Below are 21,620 nucleotides of genomic sequence, written 5' to 3'. Positions count from 1 at the left end.
CTTCCTCGCTGCTGGTGGCGGCGCGTTGGTAGCGGGCGCGGCCGAGGAAGGCGTCGACCTCGGCTTCGACGGCGGTCTGGATGATCAGGCGGGCGCCGAGGCGGGCGACGTCCTCGATGACTTCGACCAGGTCACGGCCGTCGGTGAACAGAGCGTCGATCTCGGCGCGGATGGCTTGAACGGGCGGTAGTGTGCGTGCCACGAGCGTAGGTCCTTGCGTAGTGCGAACTTTGGACGGTTCAGCACGGCAACCTACGCTCGTTCCCTTTTACACCGCATCCTGGACGCGACCAGCGCCTGCCGCATGCACCCTCAGGCAGATAACCCCTAGAGGGCGGCGCGGCGGGAAGACATTACGGGACGCCGCGTCAGGCGTCGGTGTCGGGTCGTCAGACCCACGTGTAGGTGTCGTCGGTGACAGCAGGCAGTGCCGTGTCGATCACCACGGCATGTGGAGAGGGCATGGCGGCGAGGACCAGCCCGATGGGCGGGAAGATGGGAAGCTCCGAGGTCTGGCGGTAGTCGATCCATTCGACTCTGCCGAGCTCGCGGCCGCCGTCGGGAAGCTCGTCGTATTCCTCGACCGCCATCCGGGCACGTACTTCAGGCTCGACATGCAGCCGATAGATCAGGTGGAGCTTGCGTGGCGCCGGGGTGGAGCCCGGTCGGGTGACCATCTGGTCGGCGACCCACAGCAGTTGCGGCGGCGTCGCCTGCCTGATATCGAGAGCGAGCTCCTCGGCGAGCTCGCGGCCAAGCGCGGCGAGGAGGTCTTCGCCGGGTTCAACGTTCCCGCCGGGCGGGGTGTAGTGGACTGAGCCGCCACGGTCGCGGCGGATGAGGACGATGTCGTCGCCGCAGAACACCAGCGCACCGGTCCGTATTTTGATCCGGGAGAACGGTGTCGCGTCGTGGTGAGGTTCAGGTGCCATCGGAGGTCAGGCGCCTTCCATGAGTGCCCCGTGGAAGGCGCGAGACTCGCTGTAGTTCGGCCGGCGCTCAAGGAGCTCGGCATCCAGGGCGCGTAGCTCGCGTTGGATGCGGGCCGACCCCGTTTTCCGGGCGACACCAAGCGTCTCCTGGCCGAGATGCGAGATCCGGTCCGCGTCGCCGAGGCCGGGCATGACGGAGGTGAGCTCTCCGCTGGCGAGGAGTTGGGTGAACTGGCGTCGAGAGAGAGTCACGCTCACACTCCTTTAGCCCGGAGTCTGCATGTCCAGGATGACTGGTTCGCTGTTCTGGACGCCAGACGTACAGGTGAGAATAGGCAGCGGTACTTCTCCTCCGGAGTCGTCGACCACCTGTGCTGACGACACCGGCCATGTTCTTCTGATCCACCGCAGAGCGCTGCTCCCCGGAGGGCCCATCGAGGGGTCAGGACATGAAGCTGGTCGGCGCGTCTCTGCGTGAACTCAAGGAAGAGACCGATAGCGCAACCCGATCGCTGTGTCGCCGGAGGGGCTGGACGATGTCCCGCTCGACATCGACCTCCACGAAATACCGGCCAACCCGAAGAAAGGCGAACCGGCGCACTGGCACGCCGACATGCGATTCGTGTTCAGGATCCCGTACTCGCGCCTCGATATCCAGCTCGAAGAGATTAGCGGGTACTTCCACACTGCGAGGCTGGTCAAGAAGCTTACGGTGCTGGCCGACGTCAAATTTGTCATGGAGAAGTCCGCCAATGCAGAAGACAACCCCCGGCACTGCTATTACCGGCAGTGTCGGGAGCGTCTTATCCACCTCGTTGCTGTGTCCGGCCACGATCTGAGCTGGTCCCCCATCGTGATCTCCCGCTTTGTCCTCCAATCGGCCAAGGCCGGGGTCGAAGGGGCTGGAAAGCCCCTGGGAAGAACAGCCCCGAACCCGAATGCCACCGTGAGGGACCATGCCCTTCACGTTCCCGGAGACTGGTCAGTGGCCGGCGGGGATGCTGCCGAACTTGCCGGACTGGTAGTCCTCGAAGGCCTGGACCAGCTCGGCCCGCGTGTTCATCACGAACGGTCCGTAGTGTGCCACCGGCTCGCCGATCGGCTGGCCGCCCAGCACGATGACTTCCAGCGTGTCCTTCGGCCGTGCCGCGATCCGCAGCCACTCGCCGTCGGTGGTCACTCCCGGCCTGTTGCCGAACCCGTCGAACACCGCCAGCTGCCCGCTCGTGATGGGCTGCCTGTCGCCGCCGACCGTGCCGCGTCCGGACAGGACGTAGGCGAGGGCGTTGAAATCCTTGCGCCACGGCAGCGTGAGCTGCGCGCCAGGGCTGACGGTCGCGTGCAGGAGCGTGATCGGGGTGTGGGTGCTGCCGGGGCCGAGGTGGCCGGCGACGTCGCCGGCGATGACGCGGACCAACGCGCCGCCGTCGTGGCTGCTGAGCAGGACGACGTTCGTGCGCCCGATGTCCTGGTATTTCGGGGCCATCATCTTGTCCTTGCCGGGCAGGTTCACCCACAGCTGGATGCCGTGGAACAGGCCGCCCTTCTGGACCAGCCACCCGGGCGGGGCCTCCTTGTGGAGGATGCCGCTTCCGGCTGTCATCCACTGGGTGTCGCCGTCGGTGATGGTGCCGCCGCCGCCGTGGGAGTCGGTGTGGTCCATGACCCCGTCGATCATGTAGGTGACGGTTTCGAACCCTCGGTGCGGGTGCCATGGCGTGCCCTTGGGCTCGCCGGGGGCGTAGTCGACCTCTCCCATCTGGTCCATCATCACGAACGGGTCGAGGTACTGCGGCTTGATCGTCGCCAGGGCCTTGCGGACGGGGAAGCCCTCGCCCTCGAAGCCGCTGGGCGCGGTGGCGACGTTCAGGACCTTGCGCTCGGGCACGGTGGCGTCGGGCTGTGGCAGGCGCGGCAGGCTGAGCTGGTTCTCTACGGTTACGGCGGGCATGTCGGGCTCCTTCCTGCGAGTCTTGCCTGCTCCAACCCGATTTAGATTTCAACTATTCCATGCCGAAGACCGCAGGGGGAGGGGCGGGAGCGAGAACGGCGTCGCCGTCGTGGATGGGGGAGGCGCCCGCGACGAAGTTGGTCAGCGCGTCGCCGTACACGCAGCGGGCCTGGGTGAGGCCGCCGGCCGCGCGCCTGGTGAGCAGGTCGACGGGCAGTTCGGTGGGCGAGGCCGCGATGATCAGGTTGCCGAACCTGCGCCCGCGCATGACGCCGGGGTCGGCCAGCAGCGCCACATGGTCGAAGGCGCCTCGTACGGTCGCCACCACCCGTCTGGCGAAGGCCAGGCCCTTGCCGTCGGCCATGTTGATCAGCAGTGTGCCCGACGCGCGCAGGGTGCGGGCGACGTCGGCCATGTACTCGGCCGTCGTCAGCTCGACAGGCATCGTCGCGCCGGAGAAGGCGTCGAGCACGAACAGGTCGGTGGAACCGTCCCAGATGCCCTCTGTCGCCTCGCGTCCGCCCTGCAGGCGTACCTTCAGTCGGGGCACCGAGCGGAGGTCGAGCTGGGAGCGCACGAGCTCGACCAGCGCCGCGTCGGGTTCGACGACGATGTGCCTGGAGCCGGGCCGGGTGGCGCTGACGTAGCGGGGCACCGTGCACGCTCCGCCGCCGACGTGGACGCAGTTGAGCGGACCTTCGGGCAGGACGTCGATCACATCCGCCATAAGCCGCACATACTCAAAATCCAGATATGTCGGATCTTCTAGATCCACATACGACTGAGGTACGCCATCCTTGGACAGCACCCATCCGTGCGGCCGGTCCAGATCCCGCAGCAACTCGACCTCGCCGAAGGTCACCGGATAGCGGCCAGGCATCGGCTCGCGCGGTCCACGTGTCACGTTCGGCTCCTGTCTTTCACATCGTGTTCCTGGGAGAACGGTATGCGTAGGCGAAGGCTGATTGGTCTGCTTGTCGCCCTCGGCGTGGTGGCGGGTGCGGGAGCGTTCGCGTTCGTGGCCTCCTCGGGGGTGCACGGCAGCGCCATGGCGACGGCGAGCGCCTACCTCGAAGCCTGGCAGCGCAGCGACATCACTTCCATGGAACACCTGGTGGCCGACCCGCCCGCCGACTTCACCGACAGGCACCTCGCCTTCTCCGACCAGTTCAGGGTCAACGCGCTCACGCTCAAGCCGGGCAGTCTCAAGGTCACCGGGGAGGAGACGGCGGAGCTACCGTTCAGCGGCGTCAGGGAGCTGACCGGGATGGGGCCGTGGGCGTTCGCGGGGACGTTACGGCTCGCCGTCAGGGACGGCGCGTGGAAGGTGCTCTGGGGTCCCGAGACCCTGCACCCCGCACTGGGGAACGGCGGCGCGCTGTCGCTGGAGGAGGTCGAGGTGCCGGGCGTCGAACTGGTCACCAGGTCGGGGGCGGCGTTCCCGCGCGACAGCGGCGCCGAGCCGTACCTCGACAGGCTCAGGGAACGGCTCGGCGAGACGAACACCGGCTGGGCGATCAGGGCAGCCGCGCAGGGCGCGGCGGGCAGGACCCTCGTGGTCTTCCAGCCGCCGCCCGCCAGGAAGGTGCATCTCACGATGTCGCATCCGGTGCAGGCGGCCGCGGCCAGGGCGCTGGACGGGGTCGGCCAGGACGCCGCGATCGTCGCGGTCAAGGCGGGCACCGGCGAGATCCTGGCGGTGGCCGACCGGCTGGGGGAGGCGGGCGCCTTCGACCGGCTGTTCCCGCCCGGCTCGACGTTCAAGGTGGTGACGGCCGCGGGCCTGCTCAAGGCGGGAATGTCGGCCTCGAGTGCGATCGCCTGCCCGCCGAGCCACGCGGGCATCCGCAACTCGGGGGACCAGACGGCGACCACGCTCGCGGGGGCGTTCGCGGTCTCCTGCAACACCACCTTCGTCCAGCAGACGCTCAGCAGGCTGGGCGCCGCACGGCTGGAGCAGGCCGCCGCCGAATGGGGGTTCGACGGCAGAAAACTGCCCACCGGGGTGGGCGGGCTGTGCGGGCGCGTCGAGCAGGGGGCCGACCTGAGCGTGCTGGCGCTGAACTCCATCGGGCAGGGCACGGTCGAGGCGTCGCCGCTGTGCATGGCGGCGCTCGCGGCGGCCGTCGACAGCGGCGTCTGGCGCTCGCCGAGGCTCGTCACCGCGAAGGCGGCCAAGAAGCTCGACGGCGCGCCGCCTCCCGACATGACGATGGACCAGCGGGTCGTGCAGGACCTGCGGACGATGATGCGCCAGGTCGTCAGCGAGGGCACCGCCAAGGGCGCGGGCCTCGGCGCCGAGGTGGCGGGCAAGACGGGAACGGCCGAGGTGCCCAGCGGCAGGCCGCACGCCTGGTTCATCGGCTACCAGGGCGACCTTGCCTTCTGCGTGTTCGTCAAGAACGGAGGCTCGGGGGCGGAAGTGGCGCTTCCCATAGCCGCTCGCTTCCTCGGCGCGCTCTAACCTACGCTACCGTAGGTTCCATGACGAGCGTCGCCACGTTCGCCAAGCCGCGGCTGCGCGGCTGGCTGCACACCGGGGCCCTGCCCGTGGCCCTGATCGCCGGATTCGTCCTGGTCGCCCTGGGTCCCACCGTCCAGGCACGGCTCGCCTCGGCCATCTACGCGATCACCTCCGGCCTCCTGTTCGGCATCTCCGCCACCTACCACCGCGGCACCCTCGGCCCACGCCTGGCCGAGGTCCTGCGCAGGTTCGACCACGCGAACATCTACCTGATCATCGCGGGCACCTACACCCCCTTCGCGCTCCTCGCCCTCGACGGGCTGCCCAGGATCCTCGTCCTCGGCATCACCTGGGGCGGCGCGCTGGCGGGCGTGCTGTTCCGCGTGCTGTGGATGTCGGCGCCCCGCTGGCTCTACACCGTCCTGTACCTGGCGCTCGGCTGGACCGCGATCTTCGTGATGCCGCAGTTGCTCCAGGGTGCGGGCGCCGCCGCGGTCGTCCTCGTGGCCGTCGGCGGCGTGCTCTACAGTGCCGGAGCCATCGTGTACGGCCTGCGCAGGCCCGACCCCTCGCCCCGGTGGTTCGGCTTCCACGAGGTCTTCCACGCCCTCACCGTCGCCGCCTACCTCGTGCAGTACATCGCGGTGTCGATCGTGGTCTACTCACAGGCGTGAACCTCGGCCATGAGCAGTACGTCAGCGTGACGACCTATCGCAGGAACGGCGCCGCCGTACCCACGCCCGTCTGGGTCGCGCAGGACGCGGACGCGATCGTGATCTGGACCGTGGCCGACTCCGGCAAGGTCAAACGCATGCGCGCCAACCCGTCGGTCACCGTCGCGCCCTGCGACGTGCGCGGCAGGCCGCTGGGCGAGCCGGTGAGCGGCCGCGCGGAGATCCTTTCCGCCGAGGAGACCGAGCGCGTCAGGCGGCTGCTGCGGGCCAAGTACGGCCTGCAGGGCAGGCTGGTGCTGCTCGCCAGCCTGGTGCGCAGGGGCCGCAGCGGCACGGTAGGCGTCCGCATCACCGATATTTGACCCCTGCCTGGTCTGTATGCGCCAATCTTGAGGACATCAGACCAGGTATGGAGCAATTGGCAAGCACCTGGTGGCTCATCCTCATCCGGGGCATCTGTGCGGTGATCTTCGGGATCCTGGCGATCATCTGGCCGGGGATCACGATCTGGGTGCTGGTGATCTTTTTCGGCGCGTACGCGCTCGTCAACGGCATCTTCTCGGTGATCTCCGCCTTTCGGCACAACGTCGAGTCCAGGGCGTGGCTCATCATCTCCGGCATCATCGGCATCCTGGCCGGGATCGTGGCCTTCGTCTGGCCCGCGATCACGACGCTCGCGCTGCTGTACGTCATCGCGTTCTGGGCGATCTTCACGGGGATCGCCGAGATCATCGCGGGCATCAGACTGCGGAAGATCATCGACAACGAGTGGATGCTCATCATCGGCGGGCTGCTGTCGGTGGTGGTCGGCGTGCTGCTGCTGATCTGGCCGGCCTCGGGCGCGCTGGCGCTGACGTGGCTGATCGGCGCCTTCGCGATCATCTACGGGATCACGATCATCATCCTGTCGACGAGGGTGAAGAGCCTGGCGTGACGCATCACAGGCGAAGAACCTCATGCGATCAAGGCTTTTTGGCGAAAAGTCTTTACATGGACGCATCAATATGGGGAACGTATGTCGTGATCCAGCTCACAGGGGAGGGGACATGGACGTCCACGACCGGCTCGCCCGCCACCTACTCGTCGACGGATACCGGCTGGTCCTCGATCTCGACGCAAGCCAGGGCTCCTGGCTCGTCGACGCCCGCACCGGCCGCCGCTACCTGGACTTCTACACCTTCTTCGCCTCCGCACCCCTCGGCGTGAATCCGCCGCTCGACCAGGAACTGCTCGGCAGGATCGCGCTCAACAAGCCCGCCAACCCCGACATGTACAGCGAGCACCTGGCCGACTTCGTCGAGACCTTCACCCGCGTCCTCGGCGACCCCGACCTGCCGCGCCTGTTCTTCGTCGAGGGCGGCGCCCTCGCCGTCGAGAACGCGCTCAAGACCGCCTTCGACTGGAAGAGCCGCCGCAACGAGGCGGAGGGACGCCCCCGCGAGCTCGGCACCCGGGTCATGCACCTCACCAAGGCCTTCCACGGCCGCTCCGGCTACACCCTGTCCCTCACCAACACCGAGCCGCTCAAGACCGACCGCTTCCCCGTCTTCGACTGGCCGCGCATCGAGGTCCCCGCGACCCACCTGGAAGACGTCGAGGCCCTCGAAGCCAGGGCGCTCGCCCAGGCGGCGGCCGCCTTCGAGCGCCATCCCCACGACATCGCCTGCTTCATCGCCGAACCCATCCAGGGCGAAGGCGGCGACAACCACATGCGTCCCGCGTTCCTGCAGGCGATGCAGGCCCTCTGCCACGAGCACGACGCCCTGTTCATCCTCGACGAGGTGCAGACCGGCGCGGGCACCACCGGCACGCCCTGGGCGTACCAGCAGCTCGGCCTCGCCCCCGACATCGTCGCGTTCGCCAAGAAGGTGCAGGTCGGCGGCATCATGGCGGGCCGGCGCGTCGACCTGGTCTCCGACAACGTGTTCCAGGTCAGCGGGCGCATCAACTCCACCTGGGGAGGCGGGCTCGTCGACATGGTCCGCTCCCGCGCCATGCTGGAGATCATCGAACGCGACGGGCTCATCCCCCGCACCGCCGAGGCCGGCGCCCGCCTCGTCGAGGGTCTCGGCAAGCTCCAGGCCGAGCACCCCGCGCTGGTGTCGAACGTGCGCGGGCGAGGGTTCATGTGCGCCTTCGACCTGCCCGACGGCGCGCGCCGCAGCGCGCTGATCACGCGGCTGCGGGAGGAGGAGGGCGTCGTGGTCCTGCCCTGCGGGGAGCGTTCGGTACGGCTTCGGCCGGCGCTCAACATGCCCGACGAAGACATCGACCACGGCCTGACGGCCATCTCCCGCGCCCTGTCCCGACCTCTCTGACCTGGGGGCCCTTTCGGATCAACCGCCACCCGGGTTGATCAGCCCGGTCTCGTAGGCGACGACGACGGCCTGGACGCGGTCGCGAAGTCCGAGCTTGGACAGGATGCGCGCGACATGCGTCTTCACCGTCGTCAGGCTGAGGGTCAGCCGGTCGGCGAGCTCGGCGTTGCTCAACCCGGTGGCGAGCAGACGCAGTACCTCCACCTCTCGTGGCGTCAGCTCGGACAGGTCCCGGTGGAGTACGGCCCTGGCCACATCGCGCGGGGCGAACCGCTCGACCAGGCGACGGGTGATCGTCGGGGCGAACAGGGCATCACGCCTCGATGCTCGGCATGGACTCCGGCGCCGACCTTCCGGTGGGCCGCACGTTGGAGATCACCCGGCCTTCTTCGACCTGCACCTGCGTGCGAAGCGGCAACCTCTGCTGGACAGGTCGTCGGCACGTCACCCGGACACGAAGATCCTGTGCGCCCACACAGGTGCTAGGTGTCGCGGTTGAGCCAGAGCCCGATGGCGGTGACCCGGTTGTCGGCGCCGAGTTTGGCGTAGATCCGGTTGACGTGGTTCTTGACCGTCTTCTCACTGAGAAACAGTCGTTGCGCGATCTCGCCGTTGGACTGACCGGTCGCGATCAGGTCCATCACCTCGGCCTCACGTTTGCTCAAGCGTGCGACGTCGTCGACTCTCATCCGGCCTCCGGGACAGCGAAGTCGGTCAGATCGCCGATTGGCCCCCGTGCTTCCGGCGTAAGCGGTTGACAGCGAGCATAACTCGCATTGTCGTGATTTGGGGCCAAAGTCACAGGAGAAAAGCAGAAGGCCGGTCCCTGAGGGACCGGCCTTCTGGCGTGGGGTGAGTGAGGGGACTTGAACCCCCGACATCCAGGACCACAACCTGGCGCTCTGCCAACTGAGCTACACCCACCATGTGTGACCGCCGCAGCAGCACATGGAAAAGTGTAGCGGTCTTCGGGACCCTTTGCGCCACTCAATACCGGGGACACGCCTCCGGCGGGGCCCCCAGCCCGGTGACCGGCGTCCGGCGAGGGCAGGGCAGCTCCGTGACGGCGCGTCCGGCGCGGCGGCTCAGGCTCGGGACACGCTCTCCGCCAGGGTCCGAGCGGTCGCCGAGTCGGGCCCCGGCTGGCCGACGAACACGGCCGCGCGGTAGTAGCGCAGCTCGCGGATGCTCTCGGTGATGTCGGCCAGCGCCCGGTGCCCACCCTGCTTCTCGGGCGCGGCGAAGTAGACGCGGGGGTACCAGCGGCGGACCAGCTCCTTGATCGACGACACGTCGATCATCCGGTAGTGCAGGAAGGCGTCCACGGCGGGCATGTCGCGGGAGATGAACGTGCGGTCCGTGCCGATGGAGTTGCCGCACAGCGGCGCCCTCTTCGGCTCGGGGATGTGGCCGCGGATGTAGTCGAGCACGAGCGACTCGGCCTCCGCGAGCGTGACGCCCTCGGCCAGCTCGGGCAGCAGGCCCGAGGCGGTGTGCATTTCGCGGACCACTTCCGACATCTGCTCCAGCGCCTCGGACGGCGGCTTGATGACGACATCGACGCCTTCGTCCAGCTGCCTGAGCTCGCTGTCGGTGACGACACAGGCCACCTCGATGAGCGCGTCGCGCCCGAGGTCGAGCCCGGTCATCTCACAGTCGATCCAAACCAGCAAGTCACTCATACGATCAATCTCCTCGCCCAGCGGCTCGGAGCTACCCGCCCGCCTTGCTCATTGACTCCAGCGTAGTGCCCTGGTCATGACAGCTTGAGAGACTTCAGTGTCTGAGTGACGAGACCGGTATCCAGATTGTCGGGAACCGAGATGTAGAGCAGCGCGGGACGCTTCCCCTCACCCCTGTCGATGACCGCGATGGCCGCCCGCTCCTTCTTCCACTGGTACTTCTTCTTCTCCGACTCCGCGGTGAAGTCCATCTCGTACTCCAGGAGCCAGCCCTTGTGGCCGTCGACGGTGATCGCCTTGTCCTGGAGGACGTTCCGCTCGTGCTTGATCGGATAGAAGCGGGCGAAGTCGATGAGGACCGTGCCCGTGGCCGAGCGCAGGTCGTCGGCGCTCTGGTAGGGGTAGCTCTCGTTGAGCTCGCCGGAGTAGATGCTGCCCGTCCAGTCGCTCTCCCCGTCGTACTTCTCCTGCGAGACCGCGCTCATCCCCGCCGTCCACTGCTGGCTGCTCGGGTTGGGGTTGTTGATGTCGGCGGACTTGGGGACGCTCCACGGTTCGCCGGGCGCGGGGAAGGACAGCCCCGTCTTCGGGTCGGTGATCCGGCCGTCGGCCGGCGCGGGCAGCTCGGCTCCGGTGCCCTGCGTCGGTGACTCCGTGGGCGTGTCGGTGGGCGACTCGGTGGGGGGCGCCGTCTCGCTCGGGCTGGGCAGCGGGTCGGTCTCCGTGGTGGAGGACGGCGTCGGCATGGTGGTCGTCGTCTCACCGCCCCGGTTGACGATGAAGAAAGCCGCGCCCGCGATCAGCGCGATCACCAGCACCGCGCCGACGCCGCCGAGGATCCACGGCATCGCGCCGCCGGACTTCGGCGGAGGCCCGAAGTCGGGTGCGGGCAGCTGCATCGTCCCGCCACCCCACTGCGGCTGGCCGTACTGCGGCCCCTGCGCCTGATACCCGGGGCCCGAACCCGGCGCGGCGTACTGCGGCCCCGCCCCTGACCCAGGCCCCGGGTGCTGCCCCGGCGCTTGGTACGGCTGGCCGGAACCCGGAGCTTGGTACGGCTGGCCGGAACCGGGAGCCTGGTACGGCTGCCCGGAGCCCGGCGCCTGGAACTGCGGACCGGGACCCGCCGCGTGGTACGGCTGTGCGCCCGGCCCCGACCCTGGAGCCTGGTACGGCTGAGCCACGGGACCGGAGCCCGCCCCCTGAGGCGACCCCCACGGGCCCGCGCCACCGCCCTCGGGTGCTCCCCACGGGCCCGAGCCCTGGGGAGTTCCCTGCGGGCCCGAGTTCGGCGACTCCCAGGAGCCCGGCCCCTGGTGCGCCTGCCCTGGCATGGTGTTCGGCTGTGGGGCCCCGGCGTCGGGCTGCTCACCGTGATACGGCGTGCTCCCCACCACGGGACCGCCAGGCCCGCCATGACCGGCATGACCGCCATGACCGCCAGAACCGTCAGGACCCCCAGGACCGGCAGGAGCGCCAAGCTGGCCAGGACCGCCAGGACCGCCAGGCCCGCCAGGACCGCCATGACCGCCAGAACCGTCAGGACCGTCAGGTCCCCCAGGACCGGCAGGAGCGCCAAGCCCGCTAGGGCCGCCAGGGCCGCCATGACCGGCAGGTCCCCAAGGACCGCTAGGGCCACCAGAGTCGGCGGGGCTCTGCGGGGGAGGCTGGGCGGGGCCGCCGCCGTATCCCTGGGACCGGTTCTCTGGCTCGGTCGGGTGTGTCGCGTCGGTCCACTGGTTCCCGTCCCACCACCGCAGTTGCGGCGAGCCGTAGGGGTCGGGGTACCAGCCTGCGGGGGTCTGCGTGGTCATGGCCGCCAGACTAATGACAACCGCTCGACAGTGGGTAGATCAGCACTTGTAGGTGAATGTCGCCTTGTCCTCGACCTTCTGCCCCTGCGGCACAGGAGACAGGACCCGCAGCCGCGCCGTCAGCTTGGCCGTCGCCTCCCCCTTCACCGTCCACCGCAGCAGGACGGCGTGGGTCGTCTCGCCCGAGGCGACGGTCTCGGTCTGCTCGATCGGTTCCTTCCTGTCGCTGCGCAGCCACTGGAAGGTGACGCTGCCGCCCTCGCCGTTGGTGACCAGGTTCCCCGTGATGGTGGCGGTCTTGCGGCAGCCCAGCGTCTTGGGCGCGCTCACCGTGACCGACCGCACGACCAGGTCGGCGGGGGAGCGCACCGACAGCCACGCCAGCACCGCCCCCGCGATGACGAGGGCGAACACCGCGGCGGACACCACGGTCCTGCGGCGGCGCGCCCTGGCGGCCTTCTTCGCGCGCACGCCGTACGCGGAGGGGGCGGCGGGCTTGTTGCCCTCGCGCCAGATCTTCTCCGCGGTGGTCCCGCCGTGCGTGCCGTACGCGCCGTGGGTGTCGGGGGTGGCGACGCCGGGCCCGAAACGAGCCGGCGGGCGGGTCGGCTCCTGACCGCCGGACCCGACAGGCCCCGGCGCCCGCAGCATGGTGACGATCTCCCCCTCGTCCCTGAAGGGGAAGGCGCCGGGCGTCGAGGGGGGCAGCCAGCGGCGGGTGGTCTGGGCGAGGACGTCGCGGCTGATCAGCCCGCCGGGCAGGGCGTCGCGTCCGGCGAGCAGGGCGTCTCTGGCGGGGGCGAGCCCGTGGGTGGTCGCGGTGGTCGCGACCCTTTCGAGCAGGTCGGCTGCGCCGGGCGAGGACGCGGCCCAGGTCGCGGCGAGGCCTCTGGCCAGCGCCGCCCATGCCGTCACGTCCCTGTCGGGGGCGGGCGGCAGGCCGCGGACGGCGTCGGCGAGCCCGCGCTCGGCCAGCAGCGCCGCCCCGTCATGGGCGATCACCACCGTGCCGGGGTGGAGCGAGCCGTGGGCGAGCCCGGCCGCGTGGAGCGCGTCGAGGGTCTGCGCGGTCTCGACGAGGACGGCCGCGGCGCTGGCGGGGTCCATCGCGGGTACGGCCAGCAGGTCCGACAGGACGGGCGCGATCGAGTGGCCGACCAGCAGCCACACCTCAGGCCCCGCCGTCACCAGGTCGGCGACGGGCACCAGCCCCGTGAGCCCGCCCTCGATGAGCCTGCGGTCGGCCAGCACCGCCTGGACCAGCCGTTCGCCCGCGCCGGGCACGGCGACGGCCCTGGCGTCGAACCGCAGCGCGCCGCCGGGTCGTCCGTCGGGCCCCGTCGCCTCCACCCACGTGCCGAGCTCGGAGACCCTGCTCCTGTCCGTGAGCGAGAAGCCGGCGATCATGACCATCAGTTCCCCCGGTGACTCGCCCCCGCTAACCCTGCCTCCTGTGCCGACCGGCGACACGGCGCTTCACGGCAAGTGTGACCGGAACCGCGCCGGACGTCACCAGTCCGAGCGCGAGCAACGCGGCGGGCGCCGTCTCCGTGGGCGTCGGCGTCTCGGTGGCCGCAGGCGGCGGAGAGCCATCGTCGGAGGTGGGGGTCGGCTCGGAGGAGCCGCTCGACGTGGCCGTCGCGGTCTGCGAGGGCTCGCTCGGCCTGGGGGTCGTGGGCCTGGTCGGCCTGGTCGTGGCAGGAGGCGGAGCGGAGGTGGTGGCGGTCTGCGACGGCGTCCGCGACGGCGGCGCCGGATCGTTGTCCGCCTTGCCGCGCAACGTCACGTCGGGCGTCGGCGTCGCCGTCCTGGTCTTGACAGGACGCGAAGGCGGAGGCGGCGGAGCCGTCGTCCTGCGCACCGGTTTCCTGGACGGCGTGGGCGAGGCGCTCTTCTTCGCCGCCGCGACCGTCGGGGAAGGCGCCGAACTCGCGGAAGGCGTCGCGGCCGGGTCGGGCGCGACCGTCTCCTCGGGGGACGGCTCCCCGGTCGGGGACTCCGACGGCGAGGGCACCTCGATCAGCGACATCGTGGGCGTGGCGGGGGAGGTCTGCGCCCTCAGCGCGGGCTCGTCCTCGCCCGAGGTGAGCAGCACGGTGGCGACCGTGCCGATCACCACGACGAGACCGACGCAGACCATCGCCTTCACGCCGAGCTTGGCCACGATCCCCTGCGGCTGGGCGAACTCCGTCTCGGCCAGCGTCGTGCTCGCCTCCAGCGCCTCCTCCCGCGTGCCGGGGAAGAGCACGAGCAGCAGACCCGCGAGCCTGGTCAGGCGGCGCCTGCCGCGCTCCTCCCAGTCGGCACCGTACGCCCGGGCCGCCACCACCTCCAGCTCGGTCAGGAAGTCTTCGGCGGAGGGCGGACGCTCGATGGGGTGCTTGGACAGGCCCCGCTCGACGAGCGGCTGGAGGGGTTCGGGCACGTCGTCGATCGGCGGCGGCGTGGCGTGGTGCTGTCTGGCCAGCGCGGCGATCGTGGCGGCGCGGAAGGGCCGCATGCCGGTCAGGCACTCGAAGAACACGATCGTCGCCGCGTAGACGTCGCTCGCCGGGGTGGCGGGCCCGCCCGACCACTGCTCGGGGGCCATGTAGGCGGGGGTGCCCGCGGAGTTGGCGCCCTCGCCCTGCCGGACGGCGATGCCGAAGTCGACGAGCTTGCTGCTGCCGTCGCCCTGCACCATCACGTTCTCGGGCTTGAAGTCGCGGTGCACGACGCCGATCGCGTGGGCCGCGGCCAGGCCCTTCAGCGCGCCCTTGAGCACGGCCAGCGCCGCCTCGGGCCCCGTCGGCCCCTCGGAGTCGAGCATCGCCCGCAGCGAGACGCCGTCGACCAGCTCCATGATGATCGCCGCGCCCGCGCCGTCCTCGACGTAGCCGATCAGCCGGGCGTTGTACGGGCTGCGCATGCTGCCGAGCATCCGCGCCTCGTGCCTGAACCTGGCCACGAACCCCACGTCGTCGCGCAGGCCGTCGGACAGGTACTTGATCGCGACCTCGACGCCGTCGTGGTCGCGCGTGGCCAGCACCACCCGGCCCGAGGCGCCGGCGCCCAGCTCGCGCACCTCGGTGTAGCCGGGGACCCCCCACCGGTCCATCAGATCACCTCTGATCCCTCAGGGCCCCCACCCACATCAGACGAAGCGTAGCCTAGTGACCTTCGCTCTCGCCCGGAACAGAATTGTCAGTATCTTCTTGTCCGGAATCGGCGGGACTCGGAGTAGGTTCGCAGGCGGGCGTCTTCCCGCCACTGGAGTCGGCGCCTTGCGCCGCCGCGGGGACGGTGTTCGCCGACACGGCCCACTCCGATCCGCACGGGACCTGCTTGAGGGTGAAGGAGACCGTCCTGGTGTAGGAGGTCTCGCCGGACAGCTCGACCGACTCGGTGTGCTGGACTCGGCCGCCGACGCTGAAGTGGACGCTCAGCCGTACCGGCTGGACTCCCGTGGCGCCCACGGTCACGATCGCGGTCACGCGGCCGCGTGCGTTCATCGAGGCGCGGGCGATCGAGACCTGCCGCACCCCCGCGGGGCACGGCACCACCGCCCTGGCGCTGTCCTGCCGGTCTCCGGCCCGTACGGTCACCGCGACGACCCCGCCGCAGGGCCGCTGACCGAAGGTGTGGTCGAACGCGCCGTCGTAGGAGGTGAACCCCGACAGCGACAGGGTCTTGGCGTCCACCTGGTCGCCGTTGAGCGTCATCGTGGCGACGACGGGCACCTTGCCGGCGCCGCTGGTCTTGACGGCGATCCGCGCGCGTACGGCACGCCCCGGCGACTTGTCCACGTCGAGCGACACCCGCAGCCCCGTGACGGTCGTCGGGCACGCGGGGAGCGTCGTGCTGACGGTCTTCGCGCCCGCGGGGGCGGCGGGCGTGGTGGCGACCACGAGTGAGGCGATCCCGCCGCACCGCTGCCTGCCGAGGGCGTGGCTGAAGGCGCGGGTGTAGCTGTCCGAGCCGCTGACCTGGGTGCTCGCGGTGTGCACGAGCTTGCCGTCGACCAGGAACCGGGCGGTGATCGTGACCGGCGCGGTGCCGACGGTGCGCAGGGAGACGGTGGCGGCGGCCACTCCGGTGGCGTCGACCGCGAGGTCACCGACGTTCAGCGCCGACACACCCGCCACCGGCGTCGGGGTGGGCGTGGGAGTGGGTGTGGGGGTCGGGGTCGGGGTGGGCGTAGGAGTGGGGGTCGGGCTGGGCGGAGGGCCGGAGGTGCCCGGCGAGGGGGTCGCGGCGCCCGTGGGCGATCCCGCGCCGCCTGGCTCGCCCGTCGGCGCACCGGCGCCGGTCGTGGGGGTGATGGACGGCAGGGTGGACGGCAGGGTCGCGGGGCTCGGCAGCACAGGGGAGGGCGAGAACGACGGCGTCGCCGCCACCACGTCGATCGCCGTGGGCGGCGGCCGCCTACTGGCCAGCACGTAGCCGGTCACGCCCGCCGCCACCGCGACCGCCGCGGTGCCGGCCAGCAGCCGCTTGCCGTGCCGCCTGGCCGTACGGCCGGTGCTCCGGAAAGCCGTCTGGAAGAAGGAGGAGCTCGCGGCGGGCGGCGGGGTCTCGGGGGGTTGCGGCAGCAGCAACGGCAGCAGCGCCACCAGCGCGGCGAGCCGCCGCCTGCCGTTCTCCTCCCACTCCTCGCCGTAGGCGGCCTGGGCGGCCCGCTCCACCCCGGCCACGAACGCCGCCGCGCTCGGCGGGCGGTCGGCCGGGTCTTTCGCCATGCCGGTGGTGATCAGCTCACGCACGGCCTCGGGCACGTCCTGGACGGGGACGGGCGCGTGCAGGTGCTGGTAGCCGAGGACGTGCGACTCGGTCGAGCGGTAGGGCCGGTGCCCGGTCAGGCACTCGTAGAAGACGACCGTGGCCGCGTAGACGTCGGTCGCGGGGGAGGCGGGCTCGCCCGACCACAGCTCGGGCGCCATGTACGGCGGGGTGCCTGTCGCCCGCGTGGCGGTGCCGTGCCGGACGGCGATCCCGAAGTCGACCAGCTTGCTGACCCCGTCGTCCCTGACGATCACGTTCTCGGGTTTGTAGTCGCGGTGGACGACGTGCGCCGTGTGCGCCCGCTCCAGGCCGAGGAGGGAGCCCTTGAGCACGACCAGCGCCGCCTCGGGCCCGGTCGTGCCATTCTCGCGCAGCAGCGCCCGCAGGGAGACGCCGTTGACGAGCTCCATGACGATCGCGGCGCCCTGCGGCTCCTGGATGTACTCCCACATCCTGGCGATGTGCGGATCGACGAGCGTGGTCAGGACCTCCGCCTCGGTCCTGAAGGCGGCCAGCGCTCCTGGCTCGTGCCGTACCCGCTCGGACAGGTACTTGATGGCGACGCGCACGCCGGTCGCGTCGTGCACGGCGAGGACGACCCTGCCGCTTCCACCCGCGCCGAGCTGCCGTACTTCGGTGTAGCCGGGGGCGCTCCAGTCCATGGCGCTCTCCCATCAGGAGTTCTGGCCCACCTGATGAGACGTATCATCCAGCGTCCTGGTTTGCTGTCAACGGTCCCTGATGTGGTCGGGCATCGGGATTCCCTCGGGGAGCACGGGGTCGGGCACGGGCGCGGCCCACGAGGTGACCAGCGGCAGCACCCCGGCCCAGAGCGGCAGCGCGTAGTCCTCGTCCTCGTCGTTGGGCGCGCCCTGGCGCAGCTTGACCGACGCCTCCTCCAGCGACAGCGCGAGCACCGCCGTGGCCGCCAGTTCCTTGCGGGTGGGGAGCCTGGCGTAGTCCCACTGGCCGGGGGCGAGCTGCTCGGTCAGCGCCCGCAGGCCCGCCATGCGCTCCTCCTCGTCGGTGACGAGCCTGGCCTCGCCGTAGATGATCGCCGACCGGTAGTTGACGGAGTGGTTGAAGACCGAGCGGGCCAGCACGATGCCGTCGATGTGGGTGACGGTGACGCAGACCTGCTGCCCCTGCCCCGCCCGCAGCGAGCGGGCGCCGGTGGAGCCGTGCAGGTAGAGGGTGTCGCCGATGCGGCCGTACCCGGTGGGCACGACCATCGGATGATCGTTCAGCACCACGCCCAGGTGGCAGATGAGCCCGGAGTCGAGCACGTCGTAGAGATCGTTCCTGTCGGTGCTGCCGCGGTGCTTCTCTCGTCCGAGAGTCGTGCGGGGAGTGGTGGAGAGCATGCTCCTACGCTATTGAGATAGTGGACCTGTCGTTAATGTCCACTAATAACCGCTTCTTGGAGACCACTTCTGTGCGCACGTTGGTTGACCTGCCCGTCTCCCTGACCCGGGACTCGGCGATGCCGCTTTCCGTGCAGCTCGGCGACTGGCTGCGCGACGCCATGCGCGCGGGCGCCCTCACCGCGGGGGCCCGCCTGCCGTCCTCGCGCGGGCTCGCGGCGCAGCTCGGCGTCAGCCGTACCGTGGTCACCGAGGCATACCAGCAGCTGTACGCCGAGGGCTGGCTCGACGGCCGCCACGGCTCCGGCACGTACGTGGCCGACCTGCCGGACGACATACCGCGCGCCGCGCCCGCGGCTGCGCCCGTCGTGCCCCGCCCCGTACGGCCGGCGGCCCCGCTGATCGACCTCACCCCCGGAGAGCCGTGGGTGAAGGACTACGACGAGGCGGCCTGGAAGCGGGCCTGGCGTAAGGCCGCCGACCTGCCGCCCGGCGACGACCCCGACCCCTACGGCCTGCCGCGCCTGCGCGAGTTGCTGGCCGGGCACCTGCGCAGGAGCAGGGCGGTCGCGGTGGGCCCGGAGAACGTGCTGGTCACCAGGGGCACCGGCAACGGCCTCTTCCTGGTCGCCATGGCCCTGCTCGGCCACGGGATCAGGGCGGGCGTCGAGGATCCCGGCTACCGGGTGGCCCGCAACGTGTTCGCCGCGAGGGGCGCGACGGTCGTGCCGTGCCCCGTGGACGAGGACGGCGTGATCGTCTCCGAGCTCCCCGACGACCTGCGCGTCCTCTACACCACCCCCGCGCACCAGTACCCGGTGGGCGGACGCCTGCCGATCCCGCGCAGGGAGCGCCTGCTGGCGTGGGCGCGCCGCACGGGAGCGGTGGTCGTGGAGGACGACTACGACGCCGAGTTCCGCTACGACGTGGCCCCGCTGCCCGCCCTCTACGGCCTCGACCCCGATCGGGTGGTGCTGCTCGGCACGCTGTCGAAGGCGCTGGCCCCCGACGTGGGGGTGGGCTGGCTGGTGGGCAGGCCCGAGCTGCTGCGGAAGATCGCCGACATCAGGGACGACCTGTCCGACCGCACCAGCGGCCCCGTCCAGCAGGCCGTCGCCACCCTCCTGGAGCGTGGCGACCTCGACAGGCACCTGCGCAGGATGCGGCTGGAGTACGCCCGCCGCCGCGCGGCCGTGGTGGAGATCCTCGGCCCGGTCTGCCGCCTGCGCGGCGACACCGCGGGCCTGCACGTGCTGGCCGAGCTGCCGCCGTCCACGGTGCGCGGCATCGTCGGCGCGGCGGCCTCTGCGGGTGTCCTGCTCGACACGACCGCCCGCCACCACCACGGCGAGCCGCAGGTGCACGGCCTGGTCATCGGGTACGGCTCCGCCTCGCTGGCCGATGTGCGGCGCGGCTGTCAGATCCTCGCCGACCTCATCCGCGGCCTCAACCGCGGGCTGGAGTGAGCTCCCGCAGGACCGGTAGCGCCCGGTGGGCGTAGACGGGATCGACGGGCAGCACGTGCTCGGCCCACCACCGGGCGTCGTCAGGAGCGGGGGAGGGGGTCGTGAAGGCAGGCGCGTAGTCGTCGTAGGGAGGGGCGTAGAGATAGCCGGTGGCCACACCGCGGCGTTCGAGCGCGGCGATGGCCGCGTCGCGCTCCTCCACCAGCAGCGGCACCCTGAACAGCGGCTGGTCCAGGTGGTCGAGGACGCCCCGCGCCACACTCGGCAGCTCGGCCAGTCGCCGCACGCCCGCCAGCCGCCGCGGTCGCACGCGCGTGACCTTGGCCACCTTGCGGCTCTGGTACCAGCGGGACAGGCCGCCGCGCCTGGTCCGGTAGGAGTGGAGGTCGGCGCGGACCCACGGGTCGAAGGCGGGCAGCGACGGCACCGCCTTCATGGCCACGTCGAGTTCGGCGGCGCGCAGCGCGATCCGGTAGCCCTCGCGCTCCTCCTCCATGCCGAGCGCGCGCATCAGCGCCAGCGCCGGCCGTACGAGGTCGAGGGTGAGGGCCGCCTGGCGGGCCATCGAGCTGGCCACCGACAGCGCCTCGGCCCGCCATGATCCCGGCTGGAGGAGCTCGTCGCGGGCCCGCTCCAGCGCCCGGAGGTCGGCGGCGTCCTCGACGGCCAGCACGCCGCCCGCGCCCGCGCCCGCGTGCTTGGAAAGGCTGAACACCCCAGCGGCCCCGAACGTGCCGAGCGGGCGTCCGCCGACCGCGGTCTCCATGGCGTGGGCGACGTCCTCGATGAGGGTCTTGCCGTGGAAGGCGGCCAGGTCGTCGGGCACGCCGTACAGGTTGGTGGTCAGCACGGCGTCGACCTCCGACAGGTCCACGCGCGCGGGGTCGATGTTGCCGGTGCGGCGCGACAGCGGCGCGATCAGCGGCCGCAGGCCCGCGGCCAGCACCAGGAAGAGGATCTCGTCGGCGGAGATCGGCGACATCAGCAGCCGCTGCCCGGGGACGCAGAAGTGGCGCAGCGCGAGGTAGAGGCCGAGCCTGTTGGAGGGCAGCTCAAGACAGTGGCGGCCGGTGCGTCGCTCGAGCGCCCGCGCGGGGCTCACGCCTGCAGCGCCGTGCGCAGGCGACCGTAGGTCTTCAGCGCGCGGTCGGCCGTCTTGTGCAGCACCGGGTTGGCCAGGACCGCGCCGCGCGCCTTGCGCACCGGCACCCTGAGCATCCAGTGGACGCTCGCGCCCGCGCTGGCGCGCGCGACCCTGCCCTCGGCGACCTGCAGCTCTCCGGTCTTCAGCTTGTCCTTGTACTCCTTGGGGCCCCTGCCCATGTCGATGAGCTCGATCCCCGCGGCGGCGGCGGCCTCGGCCATCGCCAGGTGGTGGATCAGGCCGGGGGAGAACTTGGCGTAGGCGGTGTCGTAGGCGGGGAACCAGCCCACGAGCGTGTGCCTGGTGCGCAGCCCGAAGTGGCCCGCCATGGGGACGCCGTCGACGTAGACCATGTCGAGCACGCCCGCGAACGTCTCGGTCTGGGTGGCCAGCAGGCGCTCGACCAGCTCGACGATCCAGCGGGTGGCGAACCTGTCGGTGCGGCCGGTGCGGCGGTACTGGTCGGTCTTCCATGCCAGCAGCGTGCGCAGCGGCGCGGGGTCGGTGCTGGCGTAGTCGTGGCGCAGCGGCCCGACGTCGCGCTGGAGCTTGCGCGACTTGGCCAGCGTGCTCTTGTACGTCTTGCCGGAGTTGGCCGTGAGGTAGTCGGTGTAGGCCGCCCACCCGCCGCTCAGGTCGATGATCGGCGAGGGGTGGAGTTCGTGCCGCTCGGCCAGCATGGGCTGCCCGGCCACCAGGTGGTCGAACTCGAACACGCCCAGCCCGCACCCCCTGATCAGCGCCTGGGCGTCGATCTCCGCCTTGGCGTGTTTGACCAGGCCCTGGGCATCGGTGAGTCCCGCGGCCACGGGCTTGCCGATGCCGAGCGGATGCCGCTCGAAGGGGAAGAAGCCGACCACGTCGTTGCCGTCCTCGATGACGGCGACGCGGGTCTGGTCGCGCGACTCGCCTACCGCGATCGTGAACTCCGGCGACAGGAAGGGATTGTCGAAGCTCGGCTCGGCCTCCTGGAAGGCCCGCCACCGGTCCACTTCCTGGCGCCCCAGGTCACGGGGGTGAACAAGAGTGATGCGCATGGGCTCCTACTGG

The 21,620-nt window shown here is 70.8% G+C and carries 21 protein-coding genes and 1 tRNA gene; 6 read left to right on the top strand and 16 right to left on the bottom strand.

The window, feature by feature from the left end; translation table 11 throughout:
• The 5 genes from ACFXJ8_RS28685 to ACFXJ8_RS28665 form a co-directional block, all read right to left on the bottom strand.
• The coding region (locus ACFXJ8_RS28685; RefSeq protein ID WP_379647081.1) for a hypothetical protein at nt 1-202 on the bottom strand (202 nt) is incomplete at its 3' end.
• 187 nt (nt 203-389) lie between these two features.
• A complete protein-coding gene (locus tag ACFXJ8_RS28680) occupies nt 390-866 on the bottom strand; it encodes an NUDIX domain-containing protein (RefSeq protein WP_379647080.1) in 477 nt (158 codons plus the stop codon).
• A gap of 72 nt (nt 867-938) precedes the next feature.
• Nucleotides 939-1,184, bottom strand: coding sequence for a hypothetical protein (locus ACFXJ8_RS28675; RefSeq protein WP_379647079.1), 246 nt, complete (start codon nt 1,182-1,184; stop codon nt 939-941).
• Between the two features lie 730 nt (nt 1,185-1,914).
• Nucleotides 1,915-2,883, bottom strand: a complete 969-nt coding sequence (locus ACFXJ8_RS28670) for a pirin family protein (protein ID WP_379647078.1) — start codon at nt 2,881-2,883, stop codon at nt 1,915-1,917.
• A gap of 52 nt (nt 2,884-2,935) precedes the next feature.
• The gene (locus tag ACFXJ8_RS28665; protein WP_379647088.1) at nt 2,936-3,763 is read right to left on the bottom strand and encodes a spermidine synthase; all 828 of its coding nucleotides are present in this window, start codon (nt 3,761-3,763) and stop codon (nt 2,936-2,938) included.
• Between the two features lie 66 nt (nt 3,764-3,829).
• Here ACFXJ8_RS28665 and ACFXJ8_RS28660 point away from each other — a divergent pair, with 66 nt between their 5' ends.
• The 5 genes from ACFXJ8_RS28660 to lat all read left to right on the top strand — a co-directional run bounded on the left by ACFXJ8_RS28660 (nt 3,830) and on the right by lat (nt 8,339).
• Nucleotides 3,830-5,347 carry a penicillin-binding transpeptidase domain-containing protein gene (locus tag ACFXJ8_RS28660; protein WP_379647077.1) on the top strand — a complete coding sequence of 506 codons (1,518 nt, stop codon included), beginning with the start codon at nt 3,830-3,832 and terminating at the stop codon, nt 5,345-5,347.
• A gap of 20 nt (nt 5,348-5,367) precedes the next feature.
• Entirely contained in the window at nt 5,368-6,021 is a 654-nt protein-coding gene (locus ACFXJ8_RS28655; RefSeq protein WP_379647076.1) for a hemolysin III family protein, read from the top strand.
• Nucleotides 6,018-6,383, top strand: coding sequence for a PPOX class F420-dependent oxidoreductase (locus ACFXJ8_RS28650; RefSeq protein ID WP_379647075.1), 366 nt, complete (start codon nt 6,018-6,020; stop codon nt 6,381-6,383). Before ACFXJ8_RS28655 ends, ACFXJ8_RS28650 begins: the two co-directional genes overlap by 4 nt.
• 47 nt (nt 6,384-6,430) lie before the next feature.
• Nucleotides 6,431-6,955: an HdeD family acid-resistance protein gene (locus ACFXJ8_RS28645; protein ID WP_379647074.1), complete on the top strand. Its 525-nt coding sequence runs from the start codon at nt 6,431-6,433 to the stop codon at nt 6,953-6,955.
• A 112-nt stretch (nt 6,956-7,067) separates the two neighbouring features.
• The gene (gene lat / locus ACFXJ8_RS28640) at nt 7,068-8,339 is read left to right on the top strand and encodes an L-lysine 6-transaminase (protein ID WP_379647073.1); all 1,272 of its coding nucleotides are present in this window, start codon (nt 7,068-7,070) and stop codon (nt 8,337-8,339) included.
• 18 nt (nt 8,340-8,357) lie between these two features.
• Here lat and ACFXJ8_RS28635 read toward each other — a convergent pair whose 3' ends face one another.
• The 9 genes from ACFXJ8_RS28635 to ACFXJ8_RS28595 all read right to left on the bottom strand — a co-directional run bounded on the left by ACFXJ8_RS28635 (nt 8,358) and on the right by ACFXJ8_RS28595 (nt 17,960).
• Nucleotides 8,358-8,594 (bottom strand): response regulator transcription factor, encoded by a 237-nt coding sequence (locus ACFXJ8_RS28635; RefSeq protein WP_379647072.1) that lies wholly within the window; start codon nt 8,592-8,594, stop codon nt 8,358-8,360.
• Between the two features lie 227 nt (nt 8,595-8,821).
• Nucleotides 8,822-9,004, bottom strand: a complete 183-nt coding sequence (locus ACFXJ8_RS28630; protein WP_379647071.1) for a LuxR C-terminal-related transcriptional regulator — start codon at nt 9,002-9,004, stop codon at nt 8,822-8,824.
• 183 nt (nt 9,005-9,187) lie between these two features.
• Nucleotides 9,188-9,263, bottom strand: a tRNA-His gene (locus ACFXJ8_RS28625).
• Between the two features lie 161 nt (nt 9,264-9,424).
• Nucleotides 9,425-10,021: an oligoribonuclease gene (gene orn, locus ACFXJ8_RS28620; protein ID WP_379647070.1), complete on the bottom strand. Its 597-nt coding sequence runs from the start codon at nt 10,019-10,021 to the stop codon at nt 9,425-9,427.
• A 74-nt stretch (nt 10,022-10,095) separates the two neighbouring features.
• Complete coding sequence (locus ACFXJ8_RS28615; protein ID WP_379647069.1) at nt 10,096-11,205, bottom strand: hypothetical protein; 1,110 nt, start codon at nt 11,203-11,205, stop codon at nt 10,096-10,098.
• A gap of 669 nt (nt 11,206-11,874) precedes the next feature.
• Complete coding sequence (locus ACFXJ8_RS28610; protein ID WP_379647068.1) at nt 11,875-13,248, bottom strand: hypothetical protein; 1,374 nt, start codon at nt 13,246-13,248, stop codon at nt 11,875-11,877.
• 25 nt (nt 13,249-13,273) lie between these two features.
• On the bottom strand, nt 13,274-14,932 hold the full coding sequence (locus ACFXJ8_RS28605; RefSeq protein WP_379647067.1) for a protein kinase: 1,659 nt from the start codon (nt 14,930-14,932) through the stop codon (nt 13,274-13,276).
• Between the two features lie 52 nt (nt 14,933-14,984).
• Nucleotides 14,985-17,258 (bottom strand): serine/threonine-protein kinase, encoded by a 2,274-nt coding sequence (locus ACFXJ8_RS28600; protein ID WP_379647066.1) that lies wholly within the window; start codon nt 17,256-17,258, stop codon nt 14,985-14,987.
• A gap of 66 nt (nt 17,259-17,324) precedes the next feature.
• On the bottom strand, nt 17,325-17,960 hold the full coding sequence (locus ACFXJ8_RS28595) for a pyridoxamine 5'-phosphate oxidase family protein (RefSeq protein WP_379647065.1): 636 nt from the start codon (nt 17,958-17,960) through the stop codon (nt 17,325-17,327).
• Between the two features lie 35 nt (nt 17,961-17,995).
• Between ACFXJ8_RS28595 and ACFXJ8_RS28590 the strand changes: the two genes are divergently transcribed.
• Nucleotides 17,996-19,426, top strand: a complete 1,431-nt coding sequence (locus ACFXJ8_RS28590; RefSeq protein WP_379647064.1) for a PLP-dependent aminotransferase family protein — start codon at nt 17,996-17,998, stop codon at nt 19,424-19,426.
• Here ACFXJ8_RS28590 and ACFXJ8_RS28585 read toward each other — a convergent pair.
• Nucleotides 19,407-20,528 (bottom strand): DegT/DnrJ/EryC1/StrS family aminotransferase, encoded by a 1,122-nt coding sequence (locus tag ACFXJ8_RS28585; RefSeq protein ID WP_379647063.1) that lies wholly within the window; start codon nt 20,526-20,528, stop codon nt 19,407-19,409. The two genes, ACFXJ8_RS28590 and ACFXJ8_RS28585, sit on opposite strands and share 20 nt — an antisense overlap.
• Nucleotides 20,525-21,607: a GNAT family N-acetyltransferase gene (locus ACFXJ8_RS28580; RefSeq protein WP_379647062.1), complete on the bottom strand. Its 1,083-nt coding sequence runs from the start codon at nt 21,605-21,607 to the stop codon at nt 20,525-20,527. The genes ACFXJ8_RS28585 and ACFXJ8_RS28580 overlap by 4 nt, the downstream gene beginning before the upstream one ends.
• Nucleotides 21,608-21,620: the final 13 nt, after the last annotated feature.

The organism is Nonomuraea sp. NPDC059194, assembly GCF_042754765.1.
In the GTDB taxonomy this organism is placed as follows: domain Bacteria; phylum Actinomycetota; class Actinomycetes; order Streptosporangiales; family Streptosporangiaceae; genus Nonomuraea.
Note: the sequence above shows the minus strand (reverse complement) of the source record. Positions and strands in the feature narration are given on the sequence as shown.